This is a genomic window from Ancylomarina sp., from assembly GCF_041555295.1.
In the GTDB taxonomy this organism is placed as follows: Bacteria; Bacteroidota; Bacteroidia; order Bacteroidales; family Marinifilaceae; genus Ancylomarina.
The window spans coordinates 1-3,005 of sequence record NZ_JBFFKR010000351.1; the positions used below are offsets into that span (position 1 = coordinate 1).

At 38.1% G+C, this 3,005-nt stretch carries 1 protein-coding gene; it reads right to left on the minus strand.

From position 1 onward, the window contains the following. Positions 1 to 3,005, minus strand: a 3,005-nt coding sequence (locus tag ABY905_RS15760; RefSeq protein WP_372645593.1) for a SprB repeat-containing protein, incomplete at both ends; no start/stop codon positions are given.

The following is a 3,005-nucleotide window of genomic DNA, read 5'->3' on the forward strand; positions in this document are numbered from 1 at the left end:
AACTTCAATTGAACCTTCAGTTCCACCATGACAAATCGGTGTCGTTTTTGCAACAAGAGAAACAACCATTTTCTCAGCTTCATATATTCTGGTTTCAGTAATAGCTCTACATTCGTTAGCATCCAATACTTCGATAAAGTAAACTCCTTGCTCTAAGATACCAACAGTATAAACACCAGTTAAGTTGTTAAATGATTTTTTAGAATATTCATTAGGACCTGAAATAAAGATGGTATACGGCGGTGTACCTCCAGTTGCGGTAACCGTAATGGTTCCATCACGTAAACCAATATCTGTAATATCAGTATGTGCTTGAGTAACCGAAACAGCATCGGGTTCGTTTATCGTTACTGAATTTGAAACGATACAACCTCTGGCATCAGTTACCTGATAGTAGTAAACTCCTTTTGCTAAATCGTAGATCTTATCTGCATGTGAGTAAAGCCCCCTATCACCTTCCCAAAGGATTGAATAGGGTTGGGTTCCACCAGAAATATCAAGTTGAATACTACCATTAGGTTCGTTGAAACAAGCGACATTAGTTAAGATCGAAGTTGCATCCAGTGGTGTTGGCTCTAGAATGATAGTTTGATCAGTCGCAGACTGTCCTGCCGATTGAACGCTTAGGTTATATGTTCCCGCAATTAAAGCAGAAATTGATTTGGTATTTGCGGTAAAACCAGAAGGACCAGTCCATGAATAAGAGTATGTTCCATTGCCACCAATAGCGGTAGCATTTAGAGCACCATCACTATAAGCTGTACAAGACACATCTTCCTGATCAATTATCTGAGCAATTAAAAGGTCGCCTTCTGGAAGCATAATGTCTTTTACAATACTACCGCAAGAGCTCTCATCAGTAATTGTAACAGTATAAAGACCACCAACTAAGTTTTCAAATAGAACCTCGTCATCATCGAAGAATGTTGGGCTAAATCGAGAATAACCATTGGGTCCTGTTACGGTGTACATATAAGGAATAGCACCACCCAAAATCTCTAACCTGAAGCTACCATCATTGGCACCAACCGTACTGACTTCTTCTTCTACGACAAGACCCAGTTGTAGTGGAAGGCTTTTTATAAGGCTAACTGTTCCTTCGTAAGCACATTCTTTCTTATCCTTAAGAAGAAGTGTGTACTCACCAAAATCTAAGCCCGTGTTATTTTTAGTGTATGATCTGAAATCGTTAGGACCAGACCAAGCAAAATTGTAATCGCTATTACCACCATAAGGAACGACATTTATAATACCATCTTTCAGATTATTACAAGTTGGAGATATATTATCAGAGATAACAAATCCCAATTCAATTGGCTCTTTAATAGTGATATCTTGTAGCTTGATACAAGCGTTATTATCAGTCACTTGTAAAGAGTAGGTGTTGGCTGTTAAATCGGTAAACTGACCTGTGATATTCGTAGTTGTATTTATAGTGTATTCATAAGGTGCAGTTCCTTTATCAGCTTCAACAAATAATTCACCTGTGGCTTCGCCAAAACAATTCGCATCGCTTACGGTAAGTTTATCTAGGACGATAGCTTCTGGTTCAACAAGTTCATATATATCAGAGTAAACACAATTATTAGCATCGGTAATTTCAATGGTATAATTTGCTCCTTCAACATCTGTAAGAACAGGATTATTAGAGCTAAATCCTTTATCTGAGGTCCAGTTGTAAGTATAAGGTATTATACCACCTATAACTTGAGGATCAATACTGCCATTTTTATCACCAGAACATAATATCCCTGATGAGGCAAAGTCGAATGTAATTTCTTCAGGAGAGAAGAGTTCAACACTTTCTTCGTCAGATTTACAATCATTACCATCTTGAACGTGAACTAAATATTCATCTGCTGATAAGTCCGTAATATTCGCTGACTCAAGATTACCATCCAGGTAATAGCTTAAGGCTCCAGTACCACCAGAAGCATCAATATGAATCTCTCCATCCGTAACATTAAAGCATTTTAAATCCTTTGGGGTAATGCCATTAATGAACATTTCATAGGCATTAAATATGTCTACAGAGCTTGTTTGATCACAACCCTTATCATCCTTAACCTGAACGAAATATTTACCAGGAGTAAGACCCGAAGCAAAACTCTCACCCGTCGTAATATTTGTCGATGCATCAACGTCATTATCAGTTTCATCTGTCCAGAAGAAAGAGTAGGGCGCATTTCCATTCTGAGCCACAGCCTTGATAAAGCCATCTTCATCACCATAACATTGTACATTGGTCGTTGTGAATTCAATGACAATATTTGAAGTTGTATTCATGACAACTTGAATAGTGGAATAAAGTCTACAATCACCATTTGGATCATTATAGTTCAACTCAACTCTAAAGAAACCTGATTTATTAACAACAATAGTTGCTGATGTTTCCCCAGGTTCATCTATAAAAAGAGCTACATTATCCGGACTATATGCCCATTGGAATGTGGTTCTATCGTTGATAGGGAAGTAGGTCACGTGATCGAGACTTGCTGCACTACTACACCATTCCTCACGAACTGGTAATATTTCTTTAAATGAAGGTGGCTCTTCACCATCGTCATCTTCGGGTGTATCTACCCAATTGTCGTTACCACCAGCATCGACATATTTCCCAATGATTCTATGCGTGTTGCCGTCAATCATGCTGATGTTTTCTAAAGAAGCATGGTAGATTATTTGTTGTTTTGTCGAATTAATGAAAGCTTTTTGTCCACTCTCACTTGATTTTAAGTAGACTAATGAACAGTTCACACCTTCCATGGTTAACTCATTGGTCAGGTTGATTGTTCTGCCTGCCTGAATAGAGTTTTCACCATAACCTAAGGCAAATTCAAGGTTTGAGATGGTATGATCGCCGAATATTTGACCTTGTTGGCGGAAGATAATAGTTTTAAATTCGCCTTTACCCGTTTCAAAACCATTCCCATTGATATTGATCTCACCATAAGCATCAAAAATAGCATCACCAAATTTCACATCATCTGCACTCTCGCAGTAGA